This is a genomic window from Vibrio sp. 1078-1, from assembly GCF_033340475.1.
The window spans coordinates 1-863 of the sequence record NZ_JAWOWM010000170.1 but is presented as its reverse complement, the minus strand read 5'-3'; the positions used below and the strand labels follow the sequence as shown (position 1 = coordinate 863).

The window sequence follows — 863 nt, the reverse complement described above, 5'->3', positions numbered from 1 at the left end:
ATGTGCATAATCTGTACGCTCAGTGGGTGCCGTCGAACGTTGATGGCTTATCGGTAACGTTCGGTATCGATAATGTCTTCGATGAGGTTTACACATCACATGCGTCACGTTCGGGCACGGTACGCGGCTTCACGCTAGATGATTACGAACCAGGTCGTAACTTCAAGCTTTCAGCGGCTTACCAATTCTAAAACCTACTCATAAGGCTCTCGAAAGAGGGCCTTTTTACACGAATAAGCAAAGTGACAATATGATCAAAGAAACTACCCAGATTGAAAGTGAACACGCGAGCAAATACTTAGTGACGCTATGCCGACATTTCGCACGTAAAGTGCCTGCAACGTGGGATGAACAAAGTGGCTTGGTAACATTCCCTGCTGGAAAGGCAGAATTCAGTTTGAATGGGCTGTGCCTCATTATTGCGTGTGAAGCGGATTCTGAAAAGCAGTTGGAGCAAGTGAAGGGCATTATCGAATCGCATGTCGAAATGTTTTCACGTAGAGAGACGCTCGAGCTTGATTGGATTCGATAAAAACGAATTTTAGACAATAAAAAAGCCCGCAGTGTATGACTTGCGGGCCTTTCAAAATACGAGTTTTATTGGGCTTTTTCAGGCTCTAGGCTTTTTTTTTCCTGCTGCATTTTAGCTAGGAAGTACACGTTAACACATGCAATAAAGCCGTTTGTTAGCACTACTGGCCACGAATCAATCATCAGTCCGTAAGCAGTGAACAGTGCACAGCCGATAAAGTTAAGGATACGAAGCTTAACAATATCTTTCATAGTTAGCGAAATAGCGACCATGATTGAAGCTGCGTAGCCTAAAATCTCAACCATATTCATTTCCATTATTTGACCCTCTT

Annotated in this window: 3 protein-coding genes; 2 read left to right on the top strand and 1 reads right to left on the bottom strand. The window is 43.6% G+C overall.

Going from position 1 to position 863, the window contains the following annotated elements; all coding sequences use genetic code 11:
- Together R7190_RS26375 and R7190_RS26370 are read left to right on the top strand one after the other, a co-directional pair.
- Positions 1-191, top strand: a 191-nt coding sequence (locus R7190_RS26375) for a hypothetical protein (protein ID WP_318137742.1), incomplete at its 5' end; no start/stop codon positions are given.
- Positions 192-250: 59 nt separating this feature from the next.
- Positions 251-532: a DUF2218 domain-containing protein gene (locus tag R7190_RS26370; RefSeq protein WP_005482124.1), complete on the top strand. Its 282-nt coding sequence runs from the start codon at positions 251-253 to the stop codon at positions 530-532.
- A gap of 65 nt (positions 533-597) precedes the next feature.
- Here the strand turns inward: R7190_RS26370 and R7190_RS26365 are convergent, their stop codons facing one another.
- Positions 598-849: a YgjV family protein gene (locus R7190_RS26365; protein ID WP_005454365.1), complete on the bottom strand. Its 252-nt coding sequence runs from the start codon at positions 847-849 to the stop codon at positions 598-600.
- Positions 850-863 lie beyond the last annotated feature (14 nt).

Excerpts from the sequence above, each read along its gene's own strand:
- R7190_RS26370 (WP_005482124.1), top strand. The coding sequence starts at position 251 with ATGATCAAAGAAACTACCCAGATTGAAAGTGAACACGCGAGCAAATAC.
- R7190_RS26365 (WP_005454365.1), bottom strand. The coding sequence starts at position 849 with ATGGAAATGAATATGGTTGAGATTTTAGGCTACGCAGCTTCAATCATG.